The following is a 16,148-nucleotide window of genomic DNA, read 5'->3' on the forward strand; positions in this document are numbered from 1 at the left end:
GGCTAATTTAATGGAATGGAAAAAATCGCTTTCAGCGTTAACGAATCCGTACTGTTAGAGAAGCCCTTACCTACCCCAGCCTGAAAAGAAAGTGGTTTGCCTTCGTAGTACATCATCAAGAAACCCAATTGCTGGGTATTTTGGTAATTGATGGGCTGACCAAGTTGATTCAGGTTGGAGTAATACTCTACCCCAAGCGCTAACTCAGGTGTTACCTCTCTAGATAAGCGAGTTGCCGTGGAAAAATAAGGTGACTGATGTACGTAGGGCTGTGAAAGCGGCATATCCACAATCGGATTAAATGAGAAAAGCCACTCATCAAAATGCTTACCGACAATGAAACGCATTTCACTGTTGTATCTAGATTCATCAAACTGCGGTTGCACGTTAGCTAACTCTAGATTGGCACCTGCGAAAAAAGAGTCGCCCTTATCTTCGCGTATTGGCAACCATTTCATACGCAATTTCGTTGCTGCATATTGAAATTTGTTGTCGTAGTTCACATAAGAGATATATAAGCCTGCCTCTAAATCATGACCTAAGCCATAAGCAAACTCTGGGGTCACCCGCACACCATTGTTGTTCATTACCTCTCCTGGATAGGAAGGGGTTTGAATACCTCGGGGAGTACTGTTTAAATGCACCTCTAGGCTAGCTTCACCCTTGGCATTAATTTCGTCATCGTAGACCTGAATTTCATCCTGCAGAACCGCCATGCTGATTGATGGCGAGATAATTAATGCAGTTAACAGTAGCCCCTGGATAAGTGCTGTCTTGAAGAGGCGAGCTGGTATTCGCATAATGGATGAGTTTAACAATGATTGAGGATTGAGGTATTCCCAGGAATTGTTAACGCAACCAAAAGATACCCTCGTTGAAATCAGCTCGACTGGACTACGGCTTCATAAGAATTTTTAGCCTAGCCCCAAAAAGATAGCGAGTCTGTACGTAATAAAGGAGGCGATATAGGCCAAGCCAAATAAGTAGCTCAGCATGATGATCGGAATCTTCCAGCCGCCCGTCTCGCGCTTTACCGCAGCAATGGTAGATAGGCACTGAGGGGCAAATACAAACCAGGCTAGTAGAGATAAAGCTGTGGCTAAGGACCAGCCGCTAGAGATCAAAGGAATCAGCGCATCTGCCGCGTCGACACTCGAGCTGGATAGCGCATAAACCGTTGCCAATGAGCTCACCACTACTTCACGAGCTGCCATACCTGGCACTAGAGCAATGCTGATTTGCCAGTTAAATCCAATTGGTGAAAACACATGCGCTAAGGCCTGCCCCATCATTCCAGCAAAGCTATATTGAATCGGCGATCCTGTTGCACCCTCAGGCGGGAACGGAAAGCTAGATAACACCCACAAACCAATAGTCATCAGCAAAATAATTCCGCCAACACGGCGCAAAAAGATTTCTGCTCTTTGCCACAAGCTAATAGCTAAATTTCCTAAGCGAGGCAAGTGATAGCTAGGCAACTCCATCATGAGCGCGTTCATCCTAAATTGCTCACTCGTAAAGCGCTTCAGAATCCAGGCAACCGCCATCGCACCCAAAATTCCAGCGAGATAAAGTAAGAATAAAACCAAGCCTTGCAAATCAATACCCGCCCATAGCTTTTGCTCTGGAATGAATGCTGAGATCAATAAGGCATATACCGGCAGACGTGCAGAACAAGTCATCATGGGTGCAATCAGAATCGTCACCATGCGATCGCGCGCATTAGAGATGCTTCGGGTGGCCATAATTCCGGGGATGGCACAAGCAAAGCTGGAAAGGAGTGGAATGAAGGATCTACCTGATAAGCCAACAGAGCCCATTACCCTATCTAGTAGATAGGCAGCCCTTGGAAGATAACCCGACTCTTCTAGCAAAAGAATAAAGAAGAACAAAATTAGAATTTGCGGCAAGAAAATCACCACACCACCTAAACCTGCCAAAATTCCATTGATTAACAAACTACGCAGCCATCCATTGGGCAATACTTCAATGATCTGAGCACCCAGAAAGTCTACTGCGGATTTAATCAGGTCCATGGGTACCGTAGCCCAACTAAATACGGCCTGAAAAATACAAAAGAGTAAGGCCACCAAAATGATGGGGCCAAAAACTGGATGAAGTAATACGGCATCTAAGCGATCGCTCAATTGATCGGGAATGATTTGATCCAGCTTGAGATTTTGCAAAATTCTTTGGACTTGAATATTGTCAGATTCAGTATGGGCAATATGAGAAGCGACATTCTCCAGGGTCGCATCACTAGTGCCCGTGCGTAATCCATTGAGATTACGCCAGTCTAGATTCGATAAGAACCGCTTGATTTCGTCAGCGCCATCAGACTGAATACCAATGCTAGTGAGCACCGGCAAACCCAATTCACTTGAAAGTGCAGCAGTGTCTATATGCAAGCCTTGACGCTTAGCAATATCAAGCATATTGAGCACCACGATACAAGGCAGCCCCAAGCGCTTTGCAGCAAGTAACAAGCGCAAGTTGCGACGCAGGTTCATGGCGCTCAATACGCAAATCACTAGGTCGGGACGCTTTTCACCTTCGGCTCGACCAAGCAGCACATTGCAGGTCACACGCTCATCTAAGGATCTTGGATACAAGCTATAGGCGCCAGGTAAATCCAGTATGCGAATATTTTTGCCAGACTCGAGCGATAGACGCCCCTCTTTGCGCTCTACAGTAACGCCTGAATAGTTGGCTACTTTTTGACGGCTGCCAGTCAACAAATTGAATAATGCAGTTTTGCCACAATTGGGATTACCCAATAAAGCTACGAGTGGCTCATTCGAGAAAAAGTGAACTTTAGATTCAGACATGCGGAATAGCGTCGACCGTAATCATGCGTGCTTCTGCTTGACGCAATGCGAATGTTGAGGCTCCTACGCGAACCATATATGGCCCTTCACCAAGTAAACCTTTGCGCAAAACAGCTACTTGTTCACCGGGTAAAAACCCAATATCTTCCAGCTGCCCCTTAATTTGAGGGGCACCCTTAGGCGCATTAACCGCGCTCACTCGGTAAAGAACTTCCAAATCAACCTGGTCCAAATGCATGGAGGATTGTCACTTTTATCAATAAATAGGAACGATTCTCATTATATACCTTATACTTGAGAATGGTTCTCATTTATATATACACTCATTTATGAAAAATACTTATACAAAACAGTTACTTACCAGCATTTTCTTGTTGTTAAATTTGACAAATATTGCCTATGGAGCAAGCAACGATATCCAGATTTCAATTAAAAATGGGCGATTTTTACCATCAGAGATTGATATCCCCGCCGATACCAAAGTAAAACTCACGATTGAAAACCTGGATGACACTCCAGAGGAATTTGAAAGCTACGACCTCAACAGAGAGGTATTAATCAAAGCCAAAAGCAAAGCCTCTTTCTACATCGGACCCTTAAGTCCTGGTGTCTATAAATTTGAAGGCGAATTTAGTCCGGAAACTGCTCAAGGTGTGGTGAGGGTTAAATGATGATGAGAAACAATTTAATGCAAGGCTTGTGTTGCCTGGCCCTTCTCTCTGCAAGCCCCTTGGTTCATGCTGGTGAATACTTAAGCGGGCCAGCAGATTACATCTACACCCCAAGAGTGGAAGAAGGTGAAAGAGAGATAGACACGAAGTTTGGAACCCAGACTCCCAGAAGCGGTGAAGACAATAGACAATCAGGCGCTTCTATTGGTTTCGGGTATGGCGTGAACTCCTGGTGGTTCACTGAGATTTATGGAAAAGCTATTTGGGATGGCACCAACTCTCAATTTGATGCAGTGGAATGGGAGAACAAATTTCAACTAACGGAGACTGGAAAATACCCAGTGGACATCGGCTTCTTGCTTGAGTTGGAGCGTCCTCAAAATCGTAATGAAGGCTATGAAGCCAAGTACGGCTTCTTATTTCAAAGCGAATGGAAAAAGTGGGTCGCCAATCTCAACGTCTTGATGCAAGGACATTACACGGGCACCGAAAATCAGGGTACTTATTTCGGCTACCAGGGCCAGGTGAAGTATCGCCTTCAGCCAGAGCTGGAGCTTGGAGCACAGATCTACTCATGGCTAGGACAGGTTAATAACTGGAACACCAATGAACAGCAACAATCTAGTGCGGGGCCAGCCATTTTTGGAAAAACCAAACTGGGCCGCAAGGAAGCTTTGAAATACAACGTAGCCTACCTCTGGGGAACCACCACCGCATCACCAAAAAACACCATCAGAATGCAGGTGGAGTACGAATTTTAAGAACAAGAGCTCAATCTCTGCTATGTTCTTATTAAATACAACCTTTTACCCATTCTGCCTAGCCTCTTATGTACATACCAAAACATTTTTTAGTTGAAGATCAAGCGGTATTAGCCCAGCTGATTTCTGAATATCCATTGGCGACTATTGTTGTGAATCTGGATAGCCATTTTGAAATCAATCACCTACCCCTCATGTTGAGCCCAGATAAAACCAAGCTTTATGGACATGTCGCCAAAATGAATCCGCTTGTTAGGGTGGCGAGCAGCAGCAACACATCAGTTACAGCAATCTTTAATGGACCGAATGCGTATGTAACCCCATCTTGGTATCCATCAAAACAAGAGAGTGGGAAAGTGGTGCCTACATGGAACTATGCTGCGGTTCATGCAGAAGGTAGCATTAAGTTGATTGAGGATGCACAGTGGCTAAGAAGTCATGTATCGCAAATGACCAACATTCACGAACCAACCTATCAATCTAACTGGAAGTTAGACGACGCCCCAGAAGAATACGTGCAAATGATGCTCAAGGCCATCATTGGCATCGAGATTGAGGTCGGTAGTTTGGTGGGTAAATTTAAGCTAAGCCAGAACCGGCCGGCCGAAGACTATGACGCAGTAGTAGAGCAACTAGAGAAGTCGCCGCAAGGAGCTTTACAAGAGATGCTGAAGTACATGAGAGCACCCAAGTAATTAGCTACTAAGGTGTGATGTATCCATACCTTTGCAAAATGGATTTGGCTTGGGGTCCCTGCATAAAGCGATACATATCCACTGATTCTTGGGGCGCACCTTTTATTAGCACCATGCGCTGCTTAATGGGCTCGTATAACTTAGCGTCGACCAAAAGGAGGCTAGTTTCTTTTGCGACCTCTGGAGATTTGGCCAAAGATAAGGCAGTAAAACCAATATCTGCCGCACCGCTCACCACATATGTTGTAGCTACGCCAATGTTGTCTCCATAGACAAGCTTGTCTTTAGCCAGATCCCATAGGCCTTCTGCCTTGAGATAATCAACCGCAGCTTTACCATAAGGAGCAAGCTCTGGCTTAGCAATTGCCACTTTGTTTGTTTGTGCAATTGCCCGAGCAATTTCTGTCTTGCTGTCAGCCAAACGAATCCCAGATGAGGTTTTGGCAATTAAGGCAAGCTTACCAATCGCATATGTAGCGCCCTCATCTACCGTCTTACCATTCTTAAATAGCTCCAACGGAAAATGCTCATCTGCCGCAATAAAAAGATTGAATGGAGCGCCGTTCATGATTTGCGCCGCGAAGTTACCGGATGAACCATAGACCACTCTCATCTCTGCTTTACCGCTAGCCTTAAAGGCAACCATAATCTCGTTAAAAGCATCTTTCATATTGGCAGCAACGGCAACAGTTGAGGTCTGTGCAAAGGCAAGATTGGTAAATAAAAGCAGCGATGCGAATAGGGAAATCGGGCGAATAAACATGATTGAGTTAATTCTAGCGGATAGAAATAAAAAACCACCCCGAAGGGTGGTTATCGATGCTTAGAAACCTGATCAACCAAGCAACTTTAAAGCGCTTAAGAAGGTTTTATAGACACCCCAAGCAAGTGGTATGCCTACAAATGCCCACGCCAAAATGACTGTCAAAGTAGAGGTATGCTCATGGCCAGCTTCCCCTTTAACAATCGATCCCATTGCCTTTTCATGGGCAAGACGCTTTTCTTCTGCTAATTCAGCATCAGTCATAAACCACTTATCTGCAACTGGGCGAATCATCAAATTAGCAATCAAGCCGATAACTAACATACCTACAAGGATGTACATCGTCTGGTTGTACACCTGACTCTTCGCAATTCCAAGACTTAGTTGATAGTCACGCATGTAGTTCACAATCACTGGACCCAGGATACCTGCTGTAGACCAAGCAGTTAACAATCGACCATGAATTGCGCCTACGTTTTGAGTACCAAACAAGTCAGCAAGATAAGCAGGGACAGTAGCAAAGGCTCCACCATACATACTTAAGATAATGCAGAAGGCACCAACGAAGAGAACCAAACTACCTGCAGCAGCACTAGAGGGAATGCTGAAATACAACACCCCACCTAATATGAAAAATATGCTGTAAGTTAATTTACGACCCAACTTATCTGACAAGCTGGCCCAGAAGAAACGGCCGACAATATTAAACAAGCTCAGCAGCGCAGTAAAGCCAGCGGCAATACCAGCAATCGCCACTAACTGACCCTTATCGAGCTCGCCAAATTTCAATGCATTACCAATTAAGCTACCAGCAAAAATTTCTTGGAGCATTGGAGATGCCATGCCAATCACACCAATGCCAGCAGAAACGTTCATAGTTAGCACAATCCAAACCAACCAAAATTGAGGAATACCCCAGATTTTCTTAACACTAACGCTGCGTGTAGTGATCATCGCCTTAGATGTATCAGCAACAGGAGGTGTCCAACCAGCAGGCTTCCAATCGCTCGCCGGCACGCGATAGCTCATTGCGCCAATCATCATGTAGATGAAATAGATCACACCCATCACCACGAATGTTTGTGCCACACCGACACTGGTAGGCGTTGCAAAGTTCTTCATGAGCATTGCGGCCAATGGTGAGCCAATCATTGCGCCACCGCCAAAGCCCATAATGGCCATGCCAGTTGCCATTCCGCGACGGTCTGGGAACCACTTAATCAAGGTTGAAACTGGTGAGATGTAGCCCAGCCCCAAGCCGATACCTCCAATCACACCTGAGCCGAGAATCATCATCCAGAATTGATGGAGATAAATACCCCAGGCAGAAAAGAGCATGCCACCAGCCCAACAACAAGCCGCTACAACACCCGCTTTGCGTGGACCCGCGCGCTCTAACCAGCCGCCCCAAATAGCAGCAGAGATACCAAGGAACACGAAAAATAATGTATACATCCAACCTAGGGTCGAAATTTGCCAGTCACAAGTAGTTGTGAAAAGTTGCGCAAAGAAGCCAACATCGGCAGCACATTTAATTGCCTCAGTACCGCCTAGTGAAACACCCAATGCCTTAGATAGCGGTAACCAGAACACTGAGAAGCCATACGCCATACCAATACACAGGTGAATAGCTAACGCTGCCGGTGGCACAAGCCAGCGATTAAAGCCTGGTCCTGCAATCGTTCTTTCTTTATCTAATAGATGAAACATGTTGCCTCCTATTTATAGTTATATTTACTACACAGTAGCTACTTCTTTACGTTACAACCAACCCTCAATTTGTCGATTAAGGCCTACAGCCTTATATCCAGGCGTATCTCCCGAATAGCTTCTTATCTTCCTGATTAATTTGGAGGCCTCTGATTGAGCAACCATCTCCCTATGCATGGCGATGAAAAATAACTCATCTTTAAGCGGTATAAACCCCAAACCATTTTCAATAGCAATATTTTTCACGCCCAAACCTACATCAGCCTTGTCGGCCAAAATAGCATTCGCAACCGCTGAATGAGTGAACTCTTCATGCAGATAGCCATTCACTTCAGAAGGATCAATACCCTCCTCTATCAGCAGACCATCAAGTAGTAGTCTTGTGCCAGAGCCGATCTGACGATTAATAAAGCGAATTTTTGGATTCACCAAATCATAGAGAGCAGAGATGCGGAGGGGGTTTCCTTTTTTCACCAGCAAGCCTTGTGTGCGCTTCATGACAGGATATATTTGAATATCATTTTTTGACAAGCGATGATGAATAGCCTTTGAGCTTCGCTCATCTGATACATGGTATCCGGCAATATGAGCTTCGTTACTCAGAAGCTTTTCAAGGGACTCTCCCGAACCAGCAATCTTCAAATCGAAGCCTTTAATCTCTGCGGCGGCCCTTTGAATGATGGAATCACTGCTAGAGAGAAACTTCCATTTTCTACTATCAGTCTTTTGAATCTTTTTAATTTCTTTAAGTAAGGTATCTTGATATGCGCTTCCATGCTCAATATACCCCGCTTGCATCTCATCAATAAACTCAATTAAAAACTCGCCGAGTTTTGTTAACTTTGAGCCATGTCCTTTAGTCCTCGTAATGAGTGGCATGCCAAGCGCAGCTTCCACATCATTCATCTTGCCCCAGGCGCTTCGATAAGAGGTGCTGGATTTTTTACTTGCTGAAATTAACGAGTTACCGCGACCGATATCCCTTAACAGCTGAGACAGCCAAACCAAATCAATAGGGACCCCGCCTTTGGCTTGATTATTTAATACTAAGGTTGGTCTAACTTCAATTTGCATATGTAATTGATTGCATATTCAAGTGGTAATAATTATGCGATGATATTACCTTAATAAATTACTCAGTGCACGCCTATGAAAAAATCAATCCGCAACCTACTTCTAGCGACCCTAACGGCCATTGCCCTCAACGGCTCACAGGCTTTCGCCCAAGAAAAAAGTATTGTGGTCTCATCCACTACCTCCACAGAGCAATCTGGCCTCTTCAATTACATGCTCCCTATCTTTAAGATGAAGACTGGTATTGAAGTTAAGGTTGTGGCTGTTGGAACTGGGCAGGCACTAGATATTGGCCACCGTGGTGATGCAGACGTGGTGTTTGTTCATGACAAACCTGCTGAAGAGAAGTTTGTTGAAGAAGGCTTTTCAACTAAACGCTACGAAGTGATGTACAACGATTTCGTACTCATTGGACCTAAATCAGATCCAGCAAAAATTGCTGGTGGTAAGGATATTCAAGTTGCACTCCAAAAAATTGCTACTGCACAAGCTCCTTTTGTATCACGTGCAGATAAAAGCGGTACACATGCTGCAGAGCTTCGCTACTGGAAAGGTGCAGGCATTACCCCCTCTTCCAATCAGTCTTGGTACAAAGAAACAGGCTCTGGTATGGGGCCTGCTCTGAATACTGCTTCTGCAATGAATGGCTATATTTTGGCCGATCGCGCTACTTGGCTCAGCTTTAAGAATCGTGGTGACCTCGTGATCCTTGTGCAAGGCGATCCAAAGCTATTCAATCAATATGGTGTGATGTTGGTTAATCCAGCTAAGTTCCCTCATGTGAAAAAAGCACAGGGTCAAGAATTTATTGATTGGCTCATTTCGAAAAATGGTCAAGATGTTATTGCTAGCTACAAGATTGATGGCGAGCAGCTTTTCTTTCCGAACGCTAAAAAATAATCTAGCCGCATCAAACAAAAAGCCCGCATTTGCGGGCTTTTTTACAACCGTCCTACTGACCAGTTATAGGCTACTTAGTATTGATTATTTCTTTGGTGTTACGAAGCCAATTGCTGTGTCGTCAACAAACTCAACCATGACGTCATCACCAGCTTTGAATTTCTCAAGGCCCAAAACAGCTGGATCTACTTTAACTTTTTGCTTCTCGCCACTTGGTAATGTGAAGCTTACGATACGTGTCTTTTGATCAATGGTTGAGATCTTTACAGTTGCATAAACAGTTTCTGCTGTCTCCTCAAAAGGCTTAGTAGCGCCTTTGCCGGCGATCACTACAGAACGCACACCTGAGACGCCTGGTTTTTGACCTTTACCAACAGCAGTCAAGCCAACCGCAACCGCTTGAGCATGCTCAACCAAGAATACGTCGCCCTTTTTAACTTTATCTAAATCATTTACTGACTTAGCGACGTTCATCTGCGCCAAATTACCGTTAGCATCTTTCAATACAACAATGCGCTTCTTTGCATCTACTGAATCAACAGTTGCACTCAAAACGACAACGTCCGCAGCTAAAGGCAACATCTTTGCAGGAAGCTGTGCAAAAACAGAGCTTGCAAAGGTAATGCCAACTGCAGCAAATAAACCAGCTAATAAAGATTTCTTCAAGATAACTCCTAATTGAGTAAAAGGTTACGAATGGGCTCAATCCAGAGCCACAATTCATTGTAACCATGGAATGAGGCGCTTTTTGTACAGCTTCGAACTGTGCTCATATTTACCTTTATTTGGTAAATTGGATGGAAACAGCACTTGGAGGCACTGGGCATCTTGGAAATACTAATAAAACCGTGGAAAGAGGCTGAAGTAGACGCCTTTTGGGTGCGCCAAGAGGTCTTTATCCTAGAGCAAAGAGTCCCAGCCGAGCTTGAATTGGATGAATTCGACCCTTCTGCCGCTCATGCCCTAGCCTATCTGGAGTCACATTGTATTGGCACTGGAAGACTGGTGGATCTGGGTGGCGGGCGATCCCAAATTGGACGTATGGCTGTCTTGACGCAATTTAGAAATCAGGGAATTGGAAGGAAGATCCTGGAAAAGCTGATTGACCTCGCTAAATCTCAAAGGGCAGAGTCTATCGTTTTGCACTCCCAAGTAGCCGCCATCCCTTTCTATCAAAAACTAGGCTTTCAGGTACAGGGGCCCACCTATGATGAGGCTGGTATTGCTCATCGTAATATGATTCTCGTATTGTCAAAATAAATTTAATAACCGATGACCTCTAACACCAATCTAAATACCAGCGCCTTTATCTATACCCATCGAGTCTGTTACTCAGATACAGATGCAGCAGGTTTTGTCTATCACGGACGTTATCTAGAGATTTTTGAACGCAGCCGTGCAGAGTGGCTTGCTCAAAAAGGCTTAAGCCCTACCAAACTCGAGAATGAATTTAATATGGTGATGCCGTTGCGCGAACTCACAATGAACTTCTATAAACCAGGGCGTCTAGATGACTTGCTTTACATAGACCAAGTGATTGAACATCGCGGCCGCACCCAGGTGAGCGTTAAACAGACTGCGCAAAGAAAGCTTCATGACAGCGAAGAATTCCAAATTATTGCGAGCGCCTTGCTGCATATCGTTTGCGTTGATACCAACACACTCAAACCTAAGGCATGGCCTGATTGTGTATTCCAAGATGAGTGATGTATGTAATGGAGCAAAAAATGTCTGACGGAAAATTACTGACCTTTATTCAAGAACTCAGTTTGCTACTCGAGAAAAAGCCAAGTGAAGAGATCGTTTTTACTGAAGGCAAGAAAATATTAGAGAAGCTGATTGCAGTGGATGATTGGTTGCCAGAAGAGTTCACTAAACCGCACCCGCAGTACTACCAGCAATATCTTCTCTATGCAGACCCATTGGATCGATTCTCTGTAGTGAGTTTTGTGTGGGGCCCCGGACAAAAAACGCCTTTGCATAATCACACCGTTTGGGGAATGATTGGTCAGTTGCGCGGTCAAGAAACCGGCACACCCTACTATCGCCAAGCAGATTCCAGCTTCAAAGCAGGCAATGCATGTGTCAGCCTGCCCGGGCACGTTGATACCGTATCACCAGATACTCACGACATTCATGTGGTCGAGAATAGTTTGCACGACAAAACTTCAATCAGCATTCACGTGTATGGTGGCAATATCGGCCGCATTCATCGCTCGGTATTTAACCCTGAAACCGGTGCAGAAAAGTCATTCGTCTCCGGTTATGCCAATACTGTCGTGCCAAATCTCTGGAATCCAGCGTAATTCTCTAATTACCGAGCTTTTGAGGTTGATGACTTAAAATAGAGATTCTTACTGCAAACGCTCCAGCGTGGCAGCTCACCCCATTGACCGGGATAGTCGTTTAATTGAATACGGGTCAATACTTTATTGGCCCCTATGTTATTTACAGATCTTGGTTTATCAGAACCCATTCTTCGCGCTATTGCTGAAGAAGGCTACACCAGCCCTACCCCAATTCAAGCAAAATCGATTCCTGCCGTTTTAAAAGGTGGCGATCTTTTAGCTGCCGCACAAACCGGCACAGGAAAAACAGCTGGCTTCACGCTTCCAATTCTGCAACGTTTAAGCAGCACCCCTAAATCTAGTGGCAAAAGATTATTACGAGTTTTGATCTTGACCCCTACTCGTGAGTTAGCTGCTCAAGTCCAAGAGTCTGTTGTCACTTATGGAAAATATACTGGCTTAAAATCTACTGTGATTTTTGGCGGAGTTGGCGCTAATCCGCAAATCAAAGCCATTGCTGGCGGTCTCGATATATTGGTAGCTACGCCAGGTCGACTGCTTGATCTCATGTCACAAAATTGCGTATCACTCAACGATATTGAGATTCTCGTATTAGATGAAGCCGATCGTATGTTAGACATGGGCTTCTTACGAGACATTAAAAAGATCTTGGCTGCCTTACCTAAAAAGCGCCAGAATCTTTTGTTCTCAGCAACATTCTCTACCGAAATTAAGCAATTAGCAGATGGCTTACTCAATTCGCCCGAGTTGATTGAGGTAGCTCGTAGCAATAGCGCCAATGAAGCAATTGCCCAATTGATTCATCCAGTAGATAGAACCAACAAGCATCCCCTGCTAGCCCATCTCATTAAGACTAACGACTGGAAGCAAGTACTAGTTTTTACCCGCACTAAGCATGGCGCGAATAAGTTAGTTACTCAGCTGGAAAAGGATGGCATCACCAGTATGGCCATTCATGGCAATAAAAGCCAATCTGCTCGTACTAAAGCCTTAGCTGATTTCAAGGCAGGTAAGTTAACCGCATTGGTTGCCACCGATATTGCTGCACGCGGTATTGATATTGACCAACTCCCTCACGTAGTGAACTATGACCTTCCAAACGTTTCTGAAGATTATGTCCATCGTATTGGGCGTACTGGTCGCGCAGGTTCAAATGGCGTAGCAGTTTCCCTGGTGTGCGTTGATGAGCATCAAATGCTCAGAGATATTGAAAAACTGATTAAGCAAAAGTTGCCTCAAGAAGTGATTGCTGGATTTGAACCAGATCCAAATGCCGTGGCGCAACCGATTCAGCTGCGTAGTCAGCAACACCAGCAATCTCGCAAGCCAAGACCTGCCGGAACAGTTGGAGCTCCAGCGAAGAAGACTCCTGCCAAGCGTAGTAGCCCACCTAAAAGAAGCTTTAACCGCTAAACCAAGCTGCAATTAGGATTTTGAGACCCTCCAGAGTTGATCTGTCTGGGCTACGGAGCGTCTTTAATTTATTTTTTTAAATTAAAGACGCTTGAGAAATCCAGTTGGCCATTACCGGCTTTGCTGTGACTCTCATAGAGTTGTTGCGCTAATTTCCCAAGGGGAACACTAGCATCCAGATCTTCCGCATTCTCAACTGCCAGCCCCATGTCTTTGAGCATGAGATCTACACCAAAACCACCAGCATAACCTTTTGAGGATGGGACATTTTCCATGACGCCTGGACATGGGTTATAAAGCTCCAAAGCCCAGTTTCGCCCTGAACTCTTAGACATGATGTCAGATAGAACTTTGGGGTCTAGGCCATTTGCGATGCCTAATCGCAGCGCCTCACTTGTTCCCAGCATCTGAATGCCCAACATCATGTTGTTACAAACTTTAACGGTCTGCCCCGCCCCATTGCCGCCAGCATGAAAGATATTCTTGCCCATCATTTCTAATATAGGACGTGCGCACTCCACTGCACTCGTTTCGCCACCGACCATAAACGTTAAAGTACCCGCTTGCGCACCTGCAGTTCCGCCCGAGACTGGCGCATCAATCATGGCAAAGCCTTTTGCTTTGGCGGCAGCGGCAGCTATTTGAGCTACCTTTGGCGAAATCGTTGAGCAATCAATGAGCAATGTTTTAGGATTCGCGCTTGCCAACAAACCGGCATCACCAAGATATAAGCCCTCCACATGACGAGAGGCGGGCAGCATGCTGATCAAAACATCGACATCTTTTGCAGTGTCGTTTGCATTTGCTGCAACGCTACCTCCTGCAGCTGCAAAAACATCAAGCTGATTCTTTACCAAATCGAAACCTGTAACTTGGTGTCCTGCTTTTAATAAGTTCAGGGCCATTGGTAAGCCCATATTGCCAAGTCCAATAAAACCGATTTTCATATCACTCTCAATTTCTTAATATTGTTTATTGTTTTCTAGAGGCTAGGTATTTCACCCCCTCAGGCCCATATGACTCGGAATGCACCTCTTTAAATCCCAACTCAAACACATCACCAGCCTGGTAGGCCCTACTCTTTCCATGAATAGTGATATCGATACTGCCTTGAATCACTAGCGCCCTTACTTCAAATAGATGCTCGTGATTACTAAGCTGACTATTGGGGGCTTGCTCAACCTCTACCGGCTCAGGAAATCCTTCCTGCTCAAGTAACCGTTGAAATTGCTCTGTATTCATGACCTAACTATAGCGTGGATATACTCTCTTAGCATTAGGTAATCTATATGAGGAGTCATGATGGTGAAGGTCATTGGGCTGATGGAGTTAATGGATCAAAGCGCTTTTGAGCAATACCGTTCTCAAGTTGGGCAAACGGTTGAGCTCTACAAGGGCTCTATCAAGAACCGTGGCTCAGTTGTAGAATTATTCTGGAATGAATTAGGAATTGCGTCCTTCAGATCTTTTGTGGAGCTCGAGTTTCCCAACGCGCAAGACGTTCATGCTTGGGCCAATAGCCCCGAATATCAAATGCTCGTTCCTATTCGTAGCAAAGCAATGAAACTAACTTTGTTTAGCATTGCTATTTAAGCAAAGTACTGTAAGTGCAAGTCACTAATAAAAAAGCCTAGCTCGCAAAAGCTAGGCTTATCAATCAGTCCGAAGTGAGAATTACTTCTTAGCTTCCATTGCCTCTTTAGCGGCAGTGATTTCTTTGCGGCGCTCTTTGCAGGCACCGGCGATTTCTTGCAAGGCCTTGCGTGCGCGAGCAGCAGATGCCTTAATACCTTTTTCAATGAATTTTTCGTTTTCAGCTTTGTATGTTTCAAAAGCAGCCAACAATGTATCGTGTTGTGACATCTCGTCTCCTATTAACAAATGAATATTTATACCGACAGCCGGATCAGTATATCCCTATAAAAACCATAGAAAATCGCCCCCTAAATCAGGGATAACTCTTATATTGGCGGCTTCAGCCAAAATAGCCCTACAAATACTATAAATAAACTAGAGACAAAAAATGATTAGAAATTTCCTTCTATTGCTTATTGGCAGCCTAATTGGACTCTCAGCAAATGCCCAAACCAGCTCTTGGCCAAGCCCCAACAAGCCAATTACTTTTATTAACCCCTTCCCACCAGGTGGGGCTGTGGACGCTTTTGGGCGCCCCTTAGCAAAGCAGCTTTCAACCCAACTGAATGACGCCATCGTGGTTGATAACCGAGGTGGTGCAGGTGGAACCCTGGGTGCTGCAGTTGCAGCAAAAATGGCGCCGGACGGCTATACCTGGCTTCTTGGTGCAGTGCATCACTCTATTGCCCCAAGCATGTATACCAACCTCTCATATGACATCACCAAAGATTTTGAGCCAGTCGCGATCATTGGTAGCGTTCCTCATGTCATTGTTGTAAACCCAAACAAGTTTCCAAAAAATGATTTGAAATCTATCATGGAAGAGATTCGTAAGCATCCAGGAAAATATAACTACGCCTCTACAGGCAATGGGACTTCGCAGCATTTAACAGGTGAGCTATTTAAGTTACAGAACAAATTATTTATCACCCACATTCCTTATCGTGGAACTGGGCCAGCCCTTCAAGACCTTGTCGCCGGTCAAGTGGACATGATGTTTGATACCTTGGCAGGTGCAGCACCATTCATTAAGAATGGGCAGCTTATTGCGGTTGCGGTTGCAACCTCCAAAAGAGTGGATGCGTTTCCAAATGTGCCAACCGCTCAAGAACTAGGGATCTCTAATTTCATTGTATCAAGTTGGTATGCTCTGTGGGCAATCAAGGGAACACCCAAAGACATCGTTGACAAGATGAGCGCAGAAACACAAATAGCACTTGCCTCTCCTGATATTAAGGAACGCTGGGCATCTATGGGCGCAAGCGTACCAAAAATGACGCGTCCTGAACTGGCTGCCTATATCAATCAAGAAGTTGTGCGCTGGGGTGAGGTAGTCAAAAAATCTGGCGCCAAGTTAGACTAAAAGATAATCATTCAATTAAAAATACA

The 16,148-nt window shown here is 44.9% G+C and carries 20 protein-coding genes; 10 read left to right on the forward strand and 10 right to left on the reverse strand.

Annotated features, from left to right (window positions below; translation table 11 throughout):
- Nucleotides 1-2: 2 nt before the first annotated feature.
- From ICN37_RS09695 to ICN37_RS09705, 3 genes are all read right to left on the reverse strand, one after another.
- Nucleotides 3-800: a transporter gene (locus tag ICN37_RS09695; protein ID WP_216157084.1), complete on the reverse strand. Its 798-nt coding sequence runs from the start codon at nt 798-800 to the stop codon at nt 3-5.
- 114 nt (nt 801-914) lie between these two features.
- A complete protein-coding gene (gene feoB / locus ICN37_RS09700) occupies nt 915-2,828 on the reverse strand; it encodes a ferrous iron transport protein B (RefSeq protein ID WP_216157087.1) in 1,914 nt (637 codons plus the stop codon).
- A complete protein-coding gene (locus tag ICN37_RS09705) occupies nt 2,821-3,066 on the reverse strand; it encodes a FeoA family protein (protein ID WP_216157090.1) in 246 nt (81 codons plus the stop codon). Before ICN37_RS09705 ends, feoB begins: the two co-directional genes overlap by 8 nt.
- Before the next feature lie 91 nt (nt 3,067-3,157).
- Between ICN37_RS09705 and ICN37_RS09710 the strand changes: the two genes are divergently transcribed.
- From ICN37_RS09710 to ICN37_RS09720, 3 genes are all read left to right on the forward strand, one after another.
- A complete protein-coding gene (locus ICN37_RS09710; protein WP_216157093.1) occupies nt 3,158-3,499 on the forward strand; it encodes a cupredoxin domain-containing protein in 342 nt (113 codons plus the stop codon).
- The gene (locus ICN37_RS09715) at nt 3,496-4,260 is read left to right on the forward strand and encodes a hypothetical protein (protein ID WP_216157096.1); all 765 of its coding nucleotides are present in this window, start codon (nt 3,496-3,498) and stop codon (nt 4,258-4,260) included. Before ICN37_RS09710 ends, ICN37_RS09715 begins: the two co-directional genes overlap by 4 nt.
- Before the next feature lie 68 nt (nt 4,261-4,328).
- Nucleotides 4,329-4,955, forward strand: a complete 627-nt coding sequence (locus tag ICN37_RS09720; protein WP_216157099.1) for an FMN-binding negative transcriptional regulator — start codon at nt 4,329-4,331, stop codon at nt 4,953-4,955.
- Between the two features lie 7 nt (nt 4,956-4,962).
- Here the strand turns inward: ICN37_RS09720 and modA are convergent, their stop codons facing one another.
- The 3 genes from modA to ICN37_RS09735 form a co-directional block, all read right to left on the reverse strand.
- The gene (modA, locus tag ICN37_RS09725) at nt 4,963-5,718 is read right to left on the reverse strand and encodes a molybdate ABC transporter substrate-binding protein (RefSeq protein ID WP_215321795.1); all 756 of its coding nucleotides are present in this window, start codon (nt 5,716-5,718) and stop codon (nt 4,963-4,965) included.
- A 72-nt stretch (nt 5,719-5,790) separates the two neighbouring features.
- Nucleotides 5,791-7,428: an OFA family MFS transporter gene (locus ICN37_RS09730; protein WP_215321794.1), complete on the reverse strand. Its 1,638-nt coding sequence runs from the start codon at nt 7,426-7,428 to the stop codon at nt 5,791-5,793.
- A gap of 51 nt (nt 7,429-7,479) precedes the next feature.
- Nucleotides 7,480-8,502: a substrate-binding domain-containing protein gene (locus ICN37_RS09735; RefSeq protein WP_216157102.1), complete on the reverse strand. Its 1,023-nt coding sequence runs from the start codon at nt 8,500-8,502 to the stop codon at nt 7,480-7,482.
- 75 nt (nt 8,503-8,577) lie between these two features.
- Between ICN37_RS09735 and ICN37_RS09740 the strand changes: the two genes are divergently transcribed.
- A complete protein-coding gene (locus ICN37_RS09740; RefSeq protein ID WP_215321792.1) occupies nt 8,578-9,402 on the forward strand; it encodes a substrate-binding domain-containing protein in 825 nt (274 codons plus the stop codon).
- A gap of 84 nt (nt 9,403-9,486) precedes the next feature.
- On the opposite strand, the gene ICN37_RS09745 is transcribed toward ICN37_RS09740, so the two are convergent.
- On the reverse strand, nt 9,487-10,068 hold the full coding sequence (locus ICN37_RS09745) for a hypothetical protein (RefSeq protein ID WP_255533292.1): 582 nt from the start codon (nt 10,066-10,068) through the stop codon (nt 9,487-9,489).
- A gap of 162 nt (nt 10,069-10,230) precedes the next feature.
- On the opposite strand from ICN37_RS09745, the gene ICN37_RS09750 reads away from it, so the two are divergent.
- From ICN37_RS09750 to ICN37_RS09765, 4 genes are all read left to right on the forward strand, one after another.
- Complete coding sequence (locus ICN37_RS09750) at nt 10,231-10,662, forward strand: GNAT family N-acetyltransferase (RefSeq protein WP_251368530.1); 432 nt, start codon at nt 10,231-10,233, stop codon at nt 10,660-10,662.
- A gap of 12 nt (nt 10,663-10,674) precedes the next feature.
- Nucleotides 10,675-11,109, forward strand: a complete 435-nt coding sequence (locus ICN37_RS09755; protein WP_215321791.1) for a YbgC/FadM family acyl-CoA thioesterase — start codon at nt 10,675-10,677, stop codon at nt 11,107-11,109.
- Between the two features lie 20 nt (nt 11,110-11,129).
- Nucleotides 11,130-11,708, forward strand: a complete 579-nt coding sequence (locus ICN37_RS09760; RefSeq protein WP_215321790.1) for a hypothetical protein — start codon at nt 11,130-11,132, stop codon at nt 11,706-11,708.
- Between the two features lie 135 nt (nt 11,709-11,843).
- On the forward strand, nt 11,844-13,124 hold the full coding sequence (locus tag ICN37_RS09765; RefSeq protein WP_216157105.1) for a DEAD/DEAH box helicase: 1,281 nt from the start codon (nt 11,844-11,846) through the stop codon (nt 13,122-13,124).
- Nucleotides 13,125-13,192: 68 nt separating this feature from the next.
- Here ICN37_RS09765 and mmsB read toward each other — a convergent pair whose 3' ends face one another.
- Both mmsB and ICN37_RS09775 read right to left on the reverse strand, forming a co-directional pair.
- On the reverse strand, nt 13,193-14,071 hold the full coding sequence (gene mmsB, locus ICN37_RS09770; RefSeq protein WP_216157108.1) for a 3-hydroxyisobutyrate dehydrogenase: 879 nt from the start codon (nt 14,069-14,071) through the stop codon (nt 13,193-13,195).
- Nucleotides 14,072-14,096: 25 nt separating this feature from the next.
- Nucleotides 14,097-14,366: a cupin gene (locus tag ICN37_RS09775; protein WP_216157112.1), complete on the reverse strand. Its 270-nt coding sequence runs from the start codon at nt 14,364-14,366 to the stop codon at nt 14,097-14,099.
- A 57-nt stretch (nt 14,367-14,423) separates the two neighbouring features.
- On the opposite strand from ICN37_RS09775, the gene ICN37_RS09780 reads away from it, so the two are divergent.
- A complete protein-coding gene (locus tag ICN37_RS09780; RefSeq protein ID WP_251368529.1) occupies nt 14,424-14,717 on the forward strand; it encodes a DUF1330 domain-containing protein in 294 nt (97 codons plus the stop codon).
- Nucleotides 14,718-14,798: 81 nt separating this feature from the next.
- On the opposite strand, the gene ICN37_RS09785 is transcribed toward ICN37_RS09780, so the two are convergent.
- The gene (locus tag ICN37_RS09785; RefSeq protein WP_028819023.1) at nt 14,799-14,987 is read right to left on the reverse strand and encodes a hypothetical protein; all 189 of its coding nucleotides are present in this window, start codon (nt 14,985-14,987) and stop codon (nt 14,799-14,801) included.
- 160 nt (nt 14,988-15,147) lie between these two features.
- Here ICN37_RS09785 and ICN37_RS09790 point away from each other — a divergent pair, with 160 nt between their 5' ends.
- Nucleotides 15,148-16,122 (forward strand): tripartite tricarboxylate transporter substrate binding protein, encoded by a 975-nt coding sequence (locus ICN37_RS09790; protein WP_215321786.1) that lies wholly within the window; start codon nt 15,148-15,150, stop codon nt 16,120-16,122.
- Nucleotides 16,123-16,148: the final 26 nt, after the last annotated feature.

It is taken from the genome of Polynucleobacter sp. P1-05-14, assembly GCF_018881675.1.
Lineage (GTDB): Bacteria > Pseudomonadota > Gammaproteobacteria > Burkholderiales > Burkholderiaceae > Polynucleobacter.